Consider the following 15,317-nt stretch of genomic DNA (forward strand, 5'->3'; position numbering starts at 1 on the left):
CATCCTGCATGACACTTATCCACCACCTGCCAACAGCAGCGTACCAGCATGTAACAGCGGGAGCGTGTGACCTTTCTGCCCAGTACGATGGCCCGGATCACGCCACCACCAAGGAGACCCCGATGCGACCGTACCTGCGCGCCCAACGTATGACCGCCTCTGTCGTCGCTGCCCTCGCGGTGGTGACGCTGGCGGCCTGCTCCAGCCCCCCCGCCGCATTCCACTACCAGGTGCCGCAACAGCCCGAGGGCTCTTCCGGCTACACGGAGAAGCCCGGCTGGGCTACCGAGCGCTTCGCGGTGGCAGCCGCCAATCCGCTGGCGACCGACGCCGGCTACCAGGTGCTGAAGGCAGGCGGCTCGGCGCTGGATGCGGCCATCGCGGTACAGATGGTGCTTACCCTCGTGGAACCGCAGTCCAGTGGCATCGGCGGCGGCGCGTTCCTGCTGCACGCGGCTGGCAGCAAGGTCGAGGCCTACGACGGGCGCGAGACCGCCCCCGCGGCCGCCACGGAGAACCTGTTCATTGGCGCCAATGGCAAGCCCATGGCCTTCCATGACGCTGTGGTGGGCGGGCGCTCGGTCGGCGTGCCGGGTACGGTGCGCATGCTGGAGCAAGCCCACAAGGAACACGGCAAGCTTGCCTGGGCCACACTGTTCGAGCCCGCCATCCAGTTGGCGGAACAGGGCTTCAAGGTCAGTGCGCGCCTGCACACCTTGCTGGCCAATGAGAAGTTCCTCGCGCAGGACCCGGTGGCGCGCGCCTATTTCTTCGATGCCGCCGGCCAACCCTGGCCCGTGGGGCACACGCTCAAGAATCCTGAGCTGGCGAGCGTGCTGCGTGCCATTGCCAGGAACGGCTCCAAGGCGCTGCTTGAAGGGGAAGTGGCCCAGGCCATCGTGGCCAAGGTTCAGGGCCACGCAGGCAATCCCGGCGGGCTCAGCCTGGCCGACTTGGCAGGCTACCAGCCCAAGAAACGGGAGGCCCTGTGCTCCGACTACCAGATTGGCGCTAAGGATCTATCCGCAAATTAAACTATGTTCCTGAGTCGCCCGTGATGCGGCGCAGGAGATGTAGATGGCCAAGGTGCATGCCAATTCGTGGGAAGTGACGGACGAGTTCTGGAGCCGGGTGGAGCCGCTGGTGCCGCAGCCTGCGCGCGATCCTGACAAGCAGTACAAGCGCGCAGCCGGAGCGGGCCGCCCGAGCAAACCGCCACGGCTGGTGTTCGAGGCCATCATGTATGTGCTGCGCACTGGCTGCCAATGGAAGGCATTGCCTGCTGAGCGCTTCGGCAGCGCCAGCGCGATCCATCAGAAGTTCATGCTGTGGTCCAAGGCCGGGTTCTTTGAGAACCTGTGGCGTGCAGGTCTTGCTGAGTACGATGATTTCGAAGGCGTTGCCTGGCGCTGGCAAAGCATTGATGGGGCCATGTTCAAGGCGCCACTGGCGCAAGAGGCTGTGGGGCGCAACCCGACGGATCGGGGGAAAAAAAGGCAGCAAGCGTCACCTGCTGGTGGACGGGCGTGGCGTCCCGTTGTCACTCGTCGTGACCGGGGCCAACGCGCACGACGTGACGCAACTTGAGGCCGTGCTGGCGTCCTGCATGATCAAGCGCCCCACACCCAAGCAGCGACGCAGCAAGCACCTATGCGCTGATGCCGGCTACCGGGGAAAGAACGCCATGAAGATCATCCTGGCCCACGGCTATATCCCGCATGTAGTGGGCCGCAAGAGCGAGGCAGAGCGCAAGAAACGCAATCCGCAGAAGAAGGCGCGCCGCTGGGTAGTGGAGGCATGCCATGGGTGGTTCAACAGATTCCGCAAGCTGCTCGTGCGCTACGAAAAGCTGGAGCACACGTTTCTCGCGCTTAACCATCTGGCCGCTGCCATCATCACCTTGCGAAAGATCAGTCTACCTGTCAATATTATTTACGGATAAATCCTAAAGCCTATCGCGTCTGCGGCTTTCCGCCGCCCAGTTCCGGCGCCATTGCCGTGGCGCAGATCCTGGGCATCCTGAAGAACACCGATGCCACGACCATGCCGTTGCAGGAGGGCCCCCAAGGTTCCGCCGACCCGCTGGGCCCGCTGCCCACGGCCGACTGGCTCTATCTGTACAACGAAGCCGCCCGCCTGGCCTTCGCCGACCGCGCGCAATACGTGGCCGACCCCGATTTCGTGCGCCCCCCTGCCGGCAGCTGGATGAGCCTGCTGGACCCGGCCTACCTCGCCAGCCGCGCACGCCTCATCCAACCGCAGAGCATGAAGGTGGCCCAGCCCGGAACCCCCGGCGGGGCGCAGACCAGCATGGCGCCCATGCCCGACCAGCCGGAATACGGCACCAGCCACATCAGCGTCGTCGATGCCCGGGGCAATGCCGTCGCCATGACCACCACCATCGAAGACCAGTTCGGCTCCCGCCAGATGGTCAGCACCAGCAGCGCGCGCAGCGGGGGCTTCCTACTCAACAACGAACTGACCGACTTCAGCTTTGCGCCGAGCGACGCCCAGGGCCGCCCCATCGCCAACCGCGTCGAGCCGGGCAAGCGCCCCCGCTCGTCCATGGCGCCTACACTGGTGTTTGACAAGGCGTCCGGGCGCTTGCTGATGAGCGGAGGCAGCCCGGGCGGCGCGCTCATCATCCACTACACCGCCAAGACGATCTACGGGATCTTCAACTGGGGCCTGACGCCGCAGCAGGCGATCAATCTGCCCAACTTCGGCAACCTCAACGGCCCCACCCTGCTGGAGGAAAAGCGCTTCACCTCCACCACGATCGACAACCTGCGCGCACGCGGCGCGGAAGTGCGCGAGATGAACATGACCAGCGGCCTGCAGGCCATTACGCGCAGCGAAGTGCATGGCAAACCCATGTGGCTGGGCGGAGCGGACCCGCGGCGCGAAGGCGTGGTCATGGGCGACTGAAAGCCCCGCCCCCCCCGGCGACGCACGGGCGATGCGTCGCCCTTCGTGCGGCAGCGCGTGGACCGCCTGCGCTATTGCGTGCGCCGTTTTCTCCCATTTTCATAGCAGCGCAACGCCCCTCCCCCTGCGGGGGCAGGCTAAACCCTTTACCTGGCGAGGCTGCGTGACTTCGTAGAATGTCACCTTTGTAAGGACGTGTGCGCGGCGCCGCCGACCGTGCCCTGCCTACCGACGGCAGCGTCAGCGTTCTGCAAATCGATCTGGCCCATGCCCCACCCCGCGTGCGGACAGACACGCGCACCCAGCCATCTTCTTGGAGACACCATGCAGGCTTTACTTTCACTGTCGCGGGCCATCGACAGGCTCAACGCGTTCGTGGGCAAGTATTCAATCTGGCTCATCTTCGCATCCACTTTCATCAGTGCCGCCAACGCCATCGTGCGCAAGGCGTTCGACACGAGTTCCAACGCCTTTCTGGAAGTGCAGTGGTACCTGTTCGCATGGTCTTTCCTGATCGCCGCCGGCTGGACGCTGCTCAACCGCGAGCACGTGCGCATCGACGTGGTCAACAGCCGCTTGCCCAAGAAGGTGCAGGTGTGGATCGACATCGTGGGCTTTGCGCTCTTTCTCACCCCGCTGTGCATCACCATCCTGTACCTGAGCATGCCGGTCGTGATCCAGATGTACCAGTCGGGTGAAGTGTCCGGCAATCCTGGCGGCCTGATCCGCTGGCCCGTATGGGTGGCGATTCCCGTCGGTATCACGCTGCTGATGCTGCAGGGCTGGTCCGAACTCATCAAGCGCATCGCTTTCCTGCGTGGCCAGGGGCCCGATCCCATGGGCAAGCTCAGCGACAAGAGCGCTGAAGAAGAACTGGCCGAGGCGCTGCGCGCCGAAGCTGAGAGAAAGCAGGAGCAGGCCCTGTCCGCCGCTCCCGCCGCGCAACGCTGATCTGCCCCAGGAAAGCATTTCATGGAATTCATCACAAGCAATTACGCCCCCGTCATGTTCGGGGGCCTGATCATCTTCCTGCTGCTGGGCTTCCCCGTGGCGTTCAGCCTGGGCGCCTGCGGCCTGCTGTTCGGCTTCCTGGGGATCGAGTTGGGGGTCTTTCCTTCGTCCGTGATGGCCTGGCTGCCGCAGCGCCTGATCGGCATCATGGCCAACGACACGCTGCTGGCGGTGCCCTTCTTCACGCTCATGGGCCTGATCATGGAGCGCAGTGGTATGGCGGAGGACCTGCTCGACACGGTGGGCCAGGTGTTCGGCCCTTTGCGCGGCGGCCTGGCGCTGGCGGTGGTTTTCGTGGGCGCGCTGCTGGCGGCCACCACCGGTGTGGTGGCGGCCTCGGTGATCTCCATGGGCCTGATCTCGCTGCCCATCATGCTGCGCTACGGCTACGACCGGCGGCTCGCCAGCGGTGTGATTGCCGCATCCGGCACCCTGGCCCAGATCATTCCCCCATCACTGGTGCTGATCCTGATGGCCGACCAGCTCGGCCGCAGCGTGGGCGAGATGTACAAGGGTGCATTCGTGCCCGCCTTCATCCTCGTCGGCCTCTACGTGCTGTGGGTGGTCATCCTGGCCATCTTCAAGCCCCAGTCCGTACCCGCCCTGCCACCCGAGGCGCGCATCTACCGTGAAGACAATGGCAGCTCCGGCTATGTCTCGCTGGCCGTCGTGATGGGCATCTCCACGGCAGCATCGATCTTCCTGGCCGCTCACATGGCCGACGTGCATACGTGGTGGACAGGCACCGAAGTGCTGGACGTGCCGACCGATGAGAAGGTCGTCACCGCCATGTGCGGCGGCACCTTCATCGCGTTCGTCATCGCGAGCATCAACCGCGTGCTCAAGCTGGGCATGCTCTCCCGCCTGGCCGAGCGCGTGACCTTCGTGCTGATTCCGCCACTGCTGCTGATCTTCCTGGTGCTGGGCACCATCTTCCTGGGTATTGCCACACCGACCGAAGGCGGCGCCATGGGTGCCATGGCGGCGCTGGTCATGGGCTTCGCGCGCCGGCGCCTGGACATGCCCCTGCTCAAGCAGGCGCTGGGCGCCACTACGCGCCTGGCCAGCTTCGTGATGTTCATCATGATCGGCGCCACCACGTTCAGCCTGGTGTTCCAGGCGGCCGACGGCCCGAAGTGGGTGGAGCACCTGCTGGCCAGCCTGCCCGGCGGACAGGTGGGCTTCCTGATCGTGGTGAACCTCATGATCTTCTTTCTGGCGTTCTTCCTGGACTACTTCGAGCTGTCCTTCATCGTGGTGCCGCTGCTGGGACCCGTCGCTGACAAGATGGGCATCGATCTGATCTGGTTCGGCGTGCTGCTGGCGATGAACATGCAGACCTCGTTCATGCACCCGCCTTTCGGCTTCGCGCTGTTCTTCCTGCGCTCGGTGGCCCCGGACAAGCCCTACATCGACCGGGTGACGCACAAGGCCATCCAGCCCGTGACCACCATGCAGATCTACAAGGGCGCCATTCCCTTCGTTCTGATCCAGCTGATCATGGTGAGCCTGCTCATCACCTTCCCGTCCCTGGTGACGGGCAGCCTGGACAAAAAGGTGGAAGTGAACATGGAAGCGGTGGGCGCGCAAATGATGGATGCGCTCCAGGATGCGGAGAGCTACGGTGCGCCAGGCAACGACCCGTTCGCATCGCAGCCCGCTCCAGACGCCGAGCAGGCACCGGCACCGGAGGGCGAGTTGGCACCCCCTGCCGACGGCGGCTACGGCTCGGACGACCCAGCCAAGGCGCTGCAGGACGCCATGGGCTCGGGCAGCAAGTAAGCCGTCTCACCCCCACTAAAAGCCCCGGTACGCCGGCTAGCCGTTCTGTTAAAGTGTTGCTAAGAAAGCTGTAATGGCTCAAAATTCCGCCCTAGTCAACGACTAGGGCGTTTCTTTGTCCAAGGAAAAATCTCATCCAACTTCAGTAAAGCCGACTAAGTGGCCGCCTAGATTTCCGCCGGCCGCGGCGGGTATTCAAGTCAATCACTGCAAGAACCCCAAGTGCGGTAACTTCGGCGTACCGCCCAAGCTTGCGGTTGCCCGAGGCGGGGCCGGTACTCCAGCTTCTTCCGTTGGCCCAGGCGACTACACCGTGGTCGCTACCGGTAAGGACCAGCCGGCACTGAAGTGCCGCCTGTGCGAGGAAATCACCCCTATGCAGAGCAACTTGGCGATTGCCGAGGAGCTTATGCGCATGTCGGAGTACCTTGAACCAGTACTCCCGCAGTGTCCGAACGAGGCCTGCTCTCTATCGGAGGGGGCGCCATCCCTTGAGAATGTGACTCGCTTCGGCACCAACGCCCACGGAACTCCCCGGTTCAAGTGTGTCGGCTGCAAGAAGGCGTTCTCCTTCGGCGGCCGGTCAACCAAGCGCCAACGTCGCAGTCACTCCAATCGCGATATCTTGGTGCATCTGATGAACGCCATGCCGCTGCGGCGCATCATCAAGGTCCTCGATATCTCCCCCAGCCAGCTATACGACCGCATCGACTTCCTCTATGAGCAGGCCCAGATGTTCGCCGGCGAGCGTGAGCGAACCCTCATGGGACGCGACGACCTAGGCTCAAGATATCTGTCGGTTGACCGGCAAAAGCTGGTGGTGAACTGGCACTCTAAGAAGGTGCGAAAGAACACACTTTTGCTGTCCATTGCAACGGCCGACCAGGCTACGGGCTATGTGTTCGGGGTCAACGTCAACTTTGACCCTGCGCTGGACTCTGCTGACGTAGAGAAGGACATGGTTCGCTTTGGCGACCATGCACTTGCCAGAGCGTTTCGCCGCTACGCGAGAGTCTGGCTACCGGCTGATTGGAATGCTGCGGCTGAGAGGGCGGCGCCTCGCGGAGGTACCTCCCGAAAGCCTATGGAATCGGTCATCGAAGAGACGTACGACGCAGCCTTAGGTCGCCCCGATATAGAAGATGGTGAAGGCCCCGCGAACTCATCCCGTGCCCCCGTAAAGGGCATGCTGCTGCATGAGCAAGTGGTGATGTACGCCCACATCCAGCTTGTCACTCGACTGCTCTGCCGTGCCAAGAAGATTCGCTTCTTCACAGACCAGGAGTCGGGCATACGTGCGGCCATTCTGACGGCCGTGCCGAAAAGGGTTCTGGACCGGACGGCTGACGCTTTCTATGTCAAGGTGCTCAAAGATATGTCAGTGGACATGAAGCGCGCGCTGGTTGGTGCAACCAAGCGGCGTCTGGCGCGCTTAGCGGAGAAATACGGGGTAACCCCTGAGGCTGCAGAACTTCTGGCTGCCGAGGAAGAACTGGCGCGCATGGTTGCCATCGGCAAGTGGGGGGACCGCTGGTTCCGCCATCCCATATCGGAGATGCGTGAGCCTGAGAAATCCGTTTGCTGGCTGACCGATATCGACCCGGTCGAAACCGAACCGGACAAGCGTCGGCTCCAGCTTAGCCACCAGGCGCTACTGCACCTGAAAGCCACCCTTACCGCTGTCGACCGCTTCTTTATGCAGGTCCGGCGAGGCCTCACGCTGGCAGAACGCGCGGTGGCCAGCGCCAACACCGACCGACGTCTCTGGTTCGGGAAGAGCGCCTACAACCCCGAAGTCCTGGTGAAGGTGCTCGGCATCTTCCGGACGTACTTCAACTACTGCGAGGTTGGCCGGGACGGGAAAACGCCGGCAATGCGGCTGGGGCTGGCGCGCGGACCCATAGCGCCCGAAGACATCATCTATTTCACTCCCGAACCGCCCGAAAGACGCCGCGCGCCTGCCGCTCGGTCGCTCAAGCCCTCCGGCCCCGTGGCTCACGCAAGCGAGTCACTTGCCGCGTAGGACCCGTAGTTCGAGGTGAGCTTGGTCCGCAGTCAGGGAGCTCACTCGCACTTGGTAGACAGAGAGGGGGGCTCCCGATTCAGGCCCCGAGGACTCTTCCCATTCGGCTACACCCCCTTCACCCTCGCCGCTCACCGAGGAAAGGTACGGGCTCCGCCCTGTGCAGGCCAGCACTACTGCCGGGGCTAGGGTCATCCGCGGCAGAATACCGGTTGGTTTGACCCAATTTGTTACTTCAGCGCCTCTGATAAGGACACGACAAGGCTGGCTGCCATTGTCTCGCCAAGCCTCAACGCTCAGAGAGACAGTCCGATTGCCGTATGCCACGGGAGTGCTGCCCCTGAAGTCCGGAGCGGGCTCGTCGTTGCAGGCAGTGAGGAAGCTGGCGGCACACACGAGCGCGACGCCTAGGGAAAGGGGCTTGAAATTCAGCATGTCCCTTATAGCGACCAAAGAAACGAAGCCCCTCGTGCCGAAGCAGAGGGGCTTGAATCAAGGGCTTAGCAACACCTTAACGGAACGGCTAGCGCCACGCGGTGCTCTTTTACCGGGATCACCGGAGGCTGACGATCGCTCAGCCCGGAACCTTCTTGAGCATTTCCAGGCCGACCTTGCCGGCGGCGATTTCGCGCAGTGCCGTCACGGCTGGCTTGTTGCGGCTCTCGATCTTGGGGGCGTGGCCCTGGCTGAGCATGCGGGCACGGTAGGTGGCGGCGAGCACCAGTTGAAAACGGTTGGGAATCTGCTCGAGGCAGTCTTCCACGGTAATGCGGGCCATGGTGTTCTCCAGGGATCAGGGAATATTGAGCGACTCGAAGGTTTCGGCCCGGGCGCGGCGCTGGGCGGCGTACTTGAGACGCTGGGCATGAACGATGGTTTTCAGGTCGAAAAGCGCTCGCTCAAAGACCTCATTGATTATAACGAAGTCGAATTTGCTGGCCTGCGCCATTTCCTCTGCCGCGTTCTCCAGGCGCAGGTCGATCACGTCGGGCGCATCTTCGCCCCGGCGTTCCAGCCGGGCGCGCAACTCGTCCCAGCTGGGCGGCAGCACAAAGACCAGCACGGCGTTCGCGAAGGCCTGCTTGATCTGCAGCGCGCCCTGAAAGTCGATTTCCAAGACCACGTCCGCCCCCTGGGCCACGCGCTCCTCGATCACCTTGCGGGAGGTTCCATAACGGCGTCCATGGACGTTCGCCCACTCGACGAAGCCGTTAGCCGCCACCATCGCGTCGAACTCCTGCTCGGAAGCGAAGAAGTACTCGCGGCCGTGCTTTTCCTGCCCGCGCGGCGCGCGGGTCGTGTGCGACACGGAGGGCTGCACATGCGAGTCCAGCTCCAGCAGGGCCTTGACCAAGCTGGATTTACCCGCCCCGCTGGGGGCAGAGACTACAAACAAATTTCCGGGATAGTCCATATGGAGTGTGCGTGAGCCGCTATCAAAACAGGATTATCACTCGATGTTCTGCACTTGCTCGCGCATCTGCTCGATCAGCACCTTCATGTCCACGCTGATGCGCGTGAGGTCCATGGCGGCCGACTTGGAACCCAGCGTGTTGGCTTCACGGTGCAGTTCCTGGATCAGAAAGTCCAGCCGCTTGCCGACCTCGCCGCCTTTCTTGAGCAGGCGGGCAATCTCGTCCAGGTGCGACTGCAGCCGCGTGACTTCTTCCGCGACGTCGATGCGGATGGCAAAGGCCGTGGCCTCGGTCAGGGCGCGGTCCTGGGCCGCTTCGGGCACCACCGCGCCTTCGGCCAGCGACATGGCCTCCTTCCAGCGCTCCATGAAGCGCTGGCGCTGCTGCTCCACAAGCTGCGGAACCAGCGGCACCGCCTGGCGGGCCAGCTCGCGCAACTGCGCGATGCGCTCCTGCAGCATGGCGGCCAGGCGTTCGCCCTCGCGTTGGCGCGCGGCCACCAGGTCGTCCAGCGCCTGCTCGGCCGCGCGCGCTGCCGTTTCGCTCCAGTCCAGCGCGGGAGCGCCGGCATTGGCGCACAAACGCAGCGCGTCGGCAACCGACAGCGGCCTGGCGTCGGGCAGCCACGAACGCACCGCATCCTGCACCGCGCCCACCCGTTGCAAGATGCGCGGGGATGGCTCGGCGAGCGCGGCGGAGTCGTCGTTGTCCACGAAAGCGCGCACCTCGACCTTGCCGCGCTTGAGGCGCTGCGTGAGCAGGGCGCGCAGCGCCGGCTCCTGGGCGCGCAGTTCATCGGACAGGCGGAAAGACAGGTCCAGAAAGCGGCTGTTGACCGCACGTATTTCCAGGCCCAGGCGCCGTACGGGCCCGTCCTTGTCGTCCCCTGCAGTAGCCACGCCGCGCTGCACGCTGGCGTATCCGGTCATGCTGTAAACTGCCATTGGACTTTTCGGTGGTTGGTTGCTTGCGATCCAGCGATTATCCGGGTTCCCCACCCGCGCCCACGACTGCCTTCGCTTCCTATGTCAAAAATCAAGCCGGCCCCCCTGCCCCCCGATACCGCCATTGGCGGCTACCGCGTGGTGCGACGGCTGTCCTCCGGTGGTTTTGGCGTGGTGTACCTCGCCATTGACGCCGAAGGCCAGCAAGTGGCCATCAAGGAATACCTTCCCGCTTCTCTGGCTACGCGTGCACCGGGCGAACTGCTGCCCAAGGTGCCGCCCGAGAAGCTCTCGCTCTACCGTCTGGGCCTCAAGAGCTTCTTCGAGGAAGGCCGTGCGCTCGCGCAGATCTCGCACGCCTCCGTGGTGAGCGTGCTCAACTTCTTCCGCGAGAACGAGACCGTCTACATGGTGATGAACTACCTGGAGGGCGCGACCCTGCAGGACTTCATCATCACCGCACGCGACCTCAAGACACAAAAGGTGTTCCGCGAGTCCACCATCCGCTCACTGTTCGATGAGGTGCTGCGCGGCCTGCGCATCGTGCACCAGCACAAGATGCTGCACCTGGACATCAAGCCCGCCAACATCTTCATCACCGACGACAACCGCGCGGTGATGATCGACTTCGGCGCCGCGCGCGAGGTACTCTCCAAAGAGGGCAACTTCATCCGCCCGATGTACACCCCCGGCTTTGCTGCGCCCGAGATGTACCGCCGCGACTCGCAGATGGGCCCCTGGACGGACATCTACGCCGTTGGCGCCTGCATCTATGCGTGCATGCAGGGATTTCCGCCCAACGAGGCGCCGCAGCGCCAGGAGAAGGACCGCCTGTCGCTGGCGCTGAACAAGCTGCGCGGCGTGTATTCGGACAACCTGATCGAGGTGGTCGAATGGTGCATGGCGCTCGATCCGCTGTCGCGCCCGCAATCGGTGTTCGCGCTGCAAAAGGAGCTCAGCCGCGAGGGCGAGCGCCGCTATACCAAGCTGTCGGTGGCCGAGAAGATGCGCATGCAGCTCGACACCCTGGTGTCGGACACCAAGAAAAACGTGCAAAAGGTGGGCGAAGCCACCGGTCTGGGAGCGCGGCCTAAATGAAGTTCTCTGTCTTTCAGATCAGCCGCCGCGGCGGGCGCGAGAAGAACGAAGACCGCATGGGGTACTGCTACACGCGCGAGTCGGTGCTGTTCGTGCTGGCTGACGGCATGGGCGGCCACCCGGAGGGCGAGGTCGCCGCGCAGATCGCCATCCAGACGGTCTCCGCGATGTTCCAGCGCCAAGCCAAGCCCACGCTGAAGGATGTGCAGGAGTTCCTCTCCACCGCACTGCTGGGCGCGCACCATCAGATCCTGCGCTATGGCACCACCAAGGACATGCTCGACACGCCGCGCACCACGCTGGTGATCGCCGTGGTGCAAGACGGGCGCGCCAGCTGGATCCACTGCGGCGATTCGCGCCTGTACCTCGTGCGCGGGGGCGAGCTGCTCATGCGCACGCGTGACCACTCCTACCTGGAGTTGCGCAACGCCGCCATCGCCGGGCTGGAGCGCGTGAACCGCAACGTGCTGTTCACCTGCCTGGGCTCTCCCACCAAGCCGCTGTACGACGTGGCCGGCCCCGTGCTGCTGGAGCAGGGTGACCGCATCCTGCTGTGCTCCGACGGCCTGTGGGGCGCGCTGGACGATGAGACCATCGCACGCCAGCTGGGCCGCCAGACCGTCTCCAACGCCGTGCCCGACCTGGTCGAGGACGCCCTGCGCAAGGCCGGGGACAGCAGCGACAACGTGACCGTGGTGGCCATGGAGTGGGAAACACCCGACACGTTCGAGTCCACCCAGGGCATTTCCACCGACAGCATCAGTGACGACGTGTTCGCCTCCACCATTCAGGCTGGCCCGCTGGAGAGCTTTGCGGACGACCTGGACGACGAGACCATCGAACGCTCGATCGCCGAAATCAACGAAGCCATCCGGCGCTCTGCCGCGCGCAAGCTGTAGGCCGCGGCCCGGGCGCACCGCCTCCTCCGCTCTCCGCCAGGAGCGCGGGGAGCCCCTTCTTTGACCTGGACCTGCCATGACCACCACCCCCTTTGCCCGCAGCGGCGGCCGCGCCCTGGACCAGCTACGCCCCATCCGCATCACGCGCCACTACACCATGCATGCCGAGGGCGCGGTACTCATCGAGTTCGGCAACACGCGCGTGCTGTGCACCGCGTCGGTCGAGGAGAAGGTGCCGCCGCACAAACGCGGCAGCGGCGAAGGCTGGGTGACGGCGGAGTACGGCATGCTGCCCCGCTCCACCCACACCCGCAGCGACCGCGAGGCCGCGCGCGGCAAGCAAAGCGGACGCACACAGGAGATCCAGCGCCTCATCGGCCGCAGCCTGCGGGCAGTCTTTGATCTCAAAGCCTTGGGTGAGCGCACGATCCAGATCGACTGCGACGTGATCCAGGCCGACGGCGGCACACGCACCGCCGCGATCACGGGCGCCTGGGTGGCGGCGCAAGACGCGGTCAACACCCTGCTGGCTGCGGGCAAGATCAGCGCATCGCCGCTCACCGGTGCGGTGGCCGCCGTGTCCGTGGGCATCGTGCAGGGCCAACCGCTGCTGGACTTGGAATATGTGGAGGACGTGGCCTGCGACACCGACATGAACGTGGTGATGACCGGCACCGGCCACTATGTGGAGGTACAAGGCACGGCCGAGGGCGCGACCTTCTCGCGCCAGGAAATGGACCAACTGCTGGCGCTGGCCGAGAAGGGCATCGCCGAGCTGGTCGCCCTGCAACGGCAGTCGCTACGCAATTGATAGCTGTTTGCGCTTGACTGATATGCGCTAAAGATCTTTTTGACCATGAAACTCGTACTCGCCTCCAACAACCGCGGCAAGCTCGCCGAACTGCAGGCCATGCTGGCCCCGCTGGGCGTGCAGCTCATTCCCCAGGCCGAACTGGGCGTGGGCGAGGCCGAGGAGCCGTTCCACACCTTCGTCGAGAACGCACTGGCCAAGGCCCGCTTTGCCAGCGCCCACACCGGCCTGCCCGCGCTGGCGGACGACGCCGGCCTGTGCGTGCAGGCCTTTGGCGGTCAGCCCGGCGTGCAGACGGCCTACTACGCCACGCAGTTCGGCTACGACAAGGGCGACGCCAACAACGTGCGCGCGCTGCTGGAGCAGATGCAGGGCATCGACGACCGCCGCGCCGCGATGGTCAGCACGCTGGTGGCCGTGCGCAGCCCGCAGGACCCCGAGCCACTGATCGCCGTGGGCCGCGTGGCCGGCGAGATTGCACGCGCGCCGCGCGGCACGGGCGGCTTCGGCTTTGACCCGGTGATGGTGCTGCCCGCCTTCGGCAAGACCTTTGCCGAGCTGCCGCCCGAGGTGAAGAACGCCCACAGCCACCGCGGCCGCTCATCGCGCCAGATGCTGGAGCTGATGCGCGAGCACTGGTTTGCTGGAACCTCAGAAAGGTGAGCGGTTAGCGCTTGCCAGATAAGGGTTTCAATGTGTTTTGGTACTGAAACGATTGCCAGGCGAGCGCCAGCAGCTATGGTTTTTAGACTCGTATGACCATCCCCATCCTCCCTGCCGCGCAGTCCGGCGCGCCGTTGCGCGACGTGCAGCACTACATGCGCCCCGGCCTGCTGCAGCTGTCCAGCCTGCCGCCGCTGTCGCTGTACGTGCACCTGCCGTGGTGCCTGCGCAAATGCCCGTACTGCGACTTCAACTCGCACGAGGCGCGCGGCGGCGATGGCGGCGTGCCCGAAGCGCGCTACATCGACGCCCTGCTGGCCGACCTGGAGGCCGCCCTGCCGCTGATCTGGGGCCGCACGGTGCACAGCATCTTCATCGGCGGCGGAACGCCCAGCCTGTTTGCGCCCGAGTCCATCGACCGGCTGCTGGGCGACATCCGCGCGCGCCTGCGGTTGGACGCGGGGTGCGAGATCACGCTGGAGGCCAACCCCGGCACGTTCGAGAAGGAGCGCTTTCGCGCTTACCGCGGCGCGGGGGTCACGCGGCTGTCCATCGGCGTGCAGAGCTTCAACGACCGGCACCTGCAGGCGCTGGGCCGCGTGCACAACCGCGCACAGGCGCTGGCCGCGGTGGAAGAGGCCGCACAGGCCTTCGACACCTTCAACCTCGACATCATGTACGCCCTGCCCGGCCAGACGCCGGCCGAGCTGGACGAGGACATGCGCACCGCGCTCGCGCTGCAGCCGCCGCACATCTCCATCTACCACCTGACCATCGAGCCCAACACCTACTTCGCCAAGTACCCCCCACCGCTGCCCGAGGACGATGCAGCCTATGCCATGCTCGACCGCATCACCGAACTGACGGGCGCGGCAGGCCTTGCACGCTACGAGGTATCGGCCTATGCACGCGAGGGCCACCAATGCGTGCACAACCGCAACTATTGGCAGTTTGGCGACTATCTGGGCATTGGCGCGGGCGCACACAGCAAGCTCAGCTTTGCGCACCGGGTGGTGCGCCAAGTGCGCCTGCGCGATCCGCAGCTCTACATGGCCGGAGCACTCGCAGGGCGCGCCATCGCGCAAGACGACGACGTGCGCCGCGCGGACCTGCCGTTCGAGTTCATGCTCAATGCGCTAAGGCTGCAGGAGGGTTTTGCGCTGCAGGACTTCACGGCCCGTACGGGCTTGGCGATCACGGCCATAGCCGCTGGCCTGCAGCAGGCCGAGGCGCAGGGCCTGATCACGCGGGACATGGAGCGCGTGCGTCCCACACAGCGGGGCTTTGACTTTCTGAGCGACCTGCAGGCGCTCTTCCTGGCGGACTGAGCGGGCCCCGAAAGCACACCGACGAAGCGCGCACGGTCACAGCCGCGCACACTTCATCAGCGCCACATTCCTGCGGCTGATCAGCCGCAGCGCACGGCAATGATCTTGCCGCTGGCGTCCACCTCCAGGTTGAGGCGTTGGCCATCGAACTCCTTGGTGATCATCTGGCCCGGGCGCAGCACGCGCGCCAAGCGCGCGCCGGAGCGCACGCGCGCGTCCTCCACCACCTTGGCCGTGGCATTCTTACCCACCGCCGCCTGCGCGCCCTGGGCGTTGCATTCACCGCCCACCGGGGCCGTGCTGGCGCCAATGGGCGCGGGCGCCGGGCTGCTGCCCGGTCCGATCGACGAACAACCTGCCATCATCAGCCCCACCACGGCCACGGCGCCGCCTGCCTTTAAGAAATAACGCATGC

Annotated in this window: 13 protein-coding genes and 2 pseudogenes; 11 read left to right on the forward strand and 4 right to left on the reverse strand. The window is 64.8% G+C overall.

Going from position 1 to position 15,317, the window contains the following annotated elements; all coding sequences use genetic code 11:
* Positions 1 to 122: 122 nt before the first annotated feature.
* The 6 genes and pseudogenes from MRB47_RS15980 to MRB47_RS16005 form a co-directional block, all read left to right on the forward strand.
* Positions 123 to 1,016, forward strand: a pseudogene (locus MRB47_RS15980) (gamma-glutamyltransferase); the annotation flags it as partial.
* 61 nt (positions 1,017 to 1,077) lie between these two features.
* Positions 1,078 to 1,942, forward strand: a protein-coding gene (locus MRB47_RS15985; protein WP_252100767.1) for an IS5 family transposase whose coding sequence is annotated in 2 segments (ribosomal slippage) — positions 1,078 to 1,496 and positions 1,495 to 1,942 — 867 coding nt in all. Because the reading frame shifts where the segments join, the coding sequence is not laid out codon by codon here.
* Between the two features lie 5 nt (positions 1,943 to 1,947).
* Positions 1,948 to 2,928: pseudogene (locus tag MRB47_RS15990) on the forward strand (gamma-glutamyltransferase); the annotation flags it as partial.
* 324 nt (positions 2,929 to 3,252) lie between these two features.
* Positions 3,253 to 3,879, forward strand: coding sequence for a TRAP transporter small permease subunit (locus MRB47_RS15995; RefSeq protein ID WP_047349613.1), 627 nt, complete (start codon positions 3,253 to 3,255; stop codon positions 3,877 to 3,879).
* A gap of 21 nt (positions 3,880 to 3,900) precedes the next feature.
* Entirely contained in the window at positions 3,901 to 5,721 is a 1,821-nt protein-coding gene (locus MRB47_RS16000) for a TRAP transporter large permease subunit (RefSeq protein ID WP_252101190.1), read from the forward strand.
* A gap of 115 nt (positions 5,722 to 5,836) precedes the next feature.
* Complete coding sequence (locus MRB47_RS16005; RefSeq protein ID WP_252100595.1) at positions 5,837 to 7,744, forward strand: hypothetical protein; 1,908 nt, start codon at positions 5,837 to 5,839, stop codon at positions 7,742 to 7,744.
* A 574-nt stretch (positions 7,745 to 8,318) separates the two neighbouring features.
* Here MRB47_RS16005 and rpoZ read toward each other — a convergent pair.
* Genes rpoZ through MRB47_RS16020 form a run of 3 tightly spaced genes read right to left on the reverse strand, consistent with a single transcriptional unit; the run spans position 8,319 to position 10,088 of the window.
* Entirely contained in the window at positions 8,319 to 8,522 is a 204-nt protein-coding gene (gene rpoZ, locus MRB47_RS16010; protein WP_011804389.1) for a DNA-directed RNA polymerase subunit omega, read from the reverse strand.
* 15 nt (positions 8,523 to 8,537) lie between these two features.
* The gene (gene gmk / locus MRB47_RS16015; protein WP_011804388.1) at positions 8,538 to 9,158 is read right to left on the reverse strand and encodes a guanylate kinase; all 621 of its coding nucleotides are present in this window, start codon (positions 9,156 to 9,158) and stop codon (positions 8,538 to 8,540) included.
* Between the two features lie 36 nt (positions 9,159 to 9,194).
* Positions 9,195 to 10,088: a YicC/YloC family endoribonuclease gene (locus tag MRB47_RS16020; protein ID WP_041835906.1), complete on the reverse strand. Its 894-nt coding sequence runs from the start codon at positions 10,086 to 10,088 to the stop codon at positions 9,195 to 9,197.
* 96 nt (positions 10,089 to 10,184) lie between these two features.
* Here MRB47_RS16020 and MRB47_RS16025 point away from each other — a divergent pair, with 96 nt between their 5' ends.
* The 5 genes from MRB47_RS16025 (at position 10,185) to hemW (ending at position 14,902) form a co-directional block, all read left to right on the forward strand.
* Positions 10,185 to 11,201, forward strand: a complete 1,017-nt coding sequence (locus MRB47_RS16025) for a serine/threonine protein kinase (RefSeq protein ID WP_015912601.1) — start codon at positions 10,185 to 10,187, stop codon at positions 11,199 to 11,201.
* On the forward strand, positions 11,198 to 12,100 hold the full coding sequence (locus MRB47_RS16030) for a PP2C family protein-serine/threonine phosphatase (protein WP_015912600.1): 903 nt from the start codon (positions 11,198 to 11,200) through the stop codon (positions 12,098 to 12,100). The genes MRB47_RS16025 and MRB47_RS16030 overlap by 4 nt, the downstream gene beginning before the upstream one ends.
* A 76-nt stretch (positions 12,101 to 12,176) precedes the next feature.
* On the forward strand, positions 12,177 to 12,911 hold the full coding sequence (gene rph, locus MRB47_RS16035; protein ID WP_252101191.1) for a ribonuclease PH: 735 nt from the start codon (positions 12,177 to 12,179) through the stop codon (positions 12,909 to 12,911).
* Between the two features lie 45 nt (positions 12,912 to 12,956).
* The gene (rdgB, locus tag MRB47_RS16040) at positions 12,957 to 13,574 is read left to right on the forward strand and encodes an RdgB/HAM1 family non-canonical purine NTP pyrophosphatase (RefSeq protein WP_011804363.1); all 618 of its coding nucleotides are present in this window, start codon (positions 12,957 to 12,959) and stop codon (positions 13,572 to 13,574) included.
* Between the two features lie 92 nt (positions 13,575 to 13,666).
* On the forward strand, positions 13,667 to 14,902 hold the full coding sequence (hemW, locus tag MRB47_RS16045; RefSeq protein ID WP_172206409.1) for a radical SAM family heme chaperone HemW: 1,236 nt from the start codon (positions 13,667 to 13,669) through the stop codon (positions 14,900 to 14,902).
* Between the two features lie 80 nt (positions 14,903 to 14,982).
* Here hemW and MRB47_RS16050 read toward each other — a convergent pair whose 3' ends face one another.
* On the reverse strand, positions 14,983 to 15,315 hold the full coding sequence (locus MRB47_RS16050) for an I78 family peptidase inhibitor (RefSeq protein WP_088888594.1): 333 nt from the start codon (positions 15,313 to 15,315) through the stop codon (positions 14,983 to 14,985).
* Positions 15,316 to 15,317 lie beyond the last annotated feature (2 nt).

The sequence above is a fragment of the Diaphorobacter sp. LI3 genome (assembly GCF_022807955.1).
In the GTDB taxonomy this organism is placed as follows: Bacteria; Pseudomonadota; Gammaproteobacteria; order Burkholderiales; family Burkholderiaceae_C; genus Diaphorobacter; species Diaphorobacter nitroreducens.

What these genes read in the sequence shown, in the direction of transcription:
- MRB47_RS15995 (WP_047349613.1), top strand. Translation starts at nt 3,253, where the DNA reads ATGCAGGCTTTACTTTCACTGTCGCGGGCCATCGACAGGCTCAACGCG.
- MRB47_RS16000 (WP_252101190.1), top strand. Translation starts at nt 3,901, where the DNA reads ATGGAATTCATCACAAGCAATTACGCCCCCGTCATGTTCGGGGGCCTG.
- rpoZ (WP_011804389.1), bottom strand. Translation starts at nt 8,522, where the DNA reads ATGGCCCGCATTACCGTGGAAGACTGCCTCGAGCAGATTCCCAACCGT.
- gmk (WP_011804388.1), bottom strand. Translation starts at nt 9,158, where the DNA reads ATGGACTATCCCGGAAATTTGTTTGTAGTCTCTGCCCCCAGCGGGGCG.
- MRB47_RS16020 (WP_041835906.1), bottom strand. Translation starts at nt 10,088, where the DNA reads ATGACCGGATACGCCAGCGTGCAGCGCGGCGTGGCTACTGCAGGGGAC.
- MRB47_RS16025 (WP_015912601.1), top strand. Translation starts at nt 10,185, where the DNA reads ATGTCAAAAATCAAGCCGGCCCCCCTGCCCCCCGATACCGCCATTGGC.
- MRB47_RS16030 (WP_015912600.1), top strand. Translation starts at nt 11,198, where the DNA reads ATGAAGTTCTCTGTCTTTCAGATCAGCCGCCGCGGCGGGCGCGAGAAG.
- rph (WP_252101191.1), top strand. Translation starts at nt 12,177, where the DNA reads ATGACCACCACCCCCTTTGCCCGCAGCGGCGGCCGCGCCCTGGACCAG.
- rdgB (WP_011804363.1), top strand. Translation starts at nt 12,957, where the DNA reads ATGAAACTCGTACTCGCCTCCAACAACCGCGGCAAGCTCGCCGAACTG.
- hemW (WP_172206409.1), top strand. Translation starts at nt 13,667, where the DNA reads ATGACCATCCCCATCCTCCCTGCCGCGCAGTCCGGCGCGCCGTTGCGC.
- MRB47_RS16050 (WP_088888594.1), bottom strand. Translation starts at nt 15,315, where the DNA reads ATGCGTTATTTCTTAAAGGCAGGCGGCGCCGTGGCCGTGGTGGGGCTG.